1 rRNA gene is annotated in these 645 nt (G+C 42.5%); it reads left to right on the forward strand.

Annotation, left to right across the window (positions count from 1 at the left end):
- Positions 1–645 (forward strand): 23S ribosomal RNA (locus tag EAO38_RS08660); the annotation flags it as partial.

Here is a 645-nt window from a genome sequence, read left to right on the forward strand (position 1 = left end):
CACAAGTACCGTGAGGGAAAGGTGAAAAGAACCGTGGGTAACGGAGTGAAATAGAACCTGAAACCATCTACTTACAATCATTCAGAGCCCTATTGTGGGCTTCAGTTATTGATTAATTCAGAATACGCTACCATGCAGGCTTAAACACATTTCATAGGAGTTAGTCATGTCAGAATCTACATCTGAGTTTTTTGTTGTCTCTAAGGGTTGTTTTGTTAAGCATGCTCAAGGGACTAGCGAAGAAGAATGCATAGAATGTGGGTCTTGGATAGCTCATTGGGAGAACATCTCAGGAGAAGAGATTCCAAAAGAGTGTCCTCTTTGCTCAGTGAGGTTTTGCTCAGATGATCCTGAGAGAGAGCCTGTTGGTGCACATGTAAGGTTTTATCATAGCTCTAAAAAGCTGTTCCCCTTAGTGAAAGGGGTGTGGATTATACCTGTATGTAAGTCTTGCAATTCTAGTGGTGATGGTGCGAAGTTAAAATTTGATATTTGTGCGGTTACTGCAGATGAATGTGATTCAGATGAGATTGATTGATAACTGAAGCCCACAAGGGTGATGGACTGCCTTTTGCATAATGATCCTGCGAGTTGTGGTGTCTGGCAAGGTTAAGTGAAAACGAGCCGTAGCGAAAGCGAGTCTGA

It is taken from the genome of Helicobacter vulpis (assembly GCF_003660395.1).
Classification (GTDB): Bacteria; Campylobacterota; Campylobacteria; order Campylobacterales; family Helicobacteraceae; genus Helicobacter; species Helicobacter vulpis.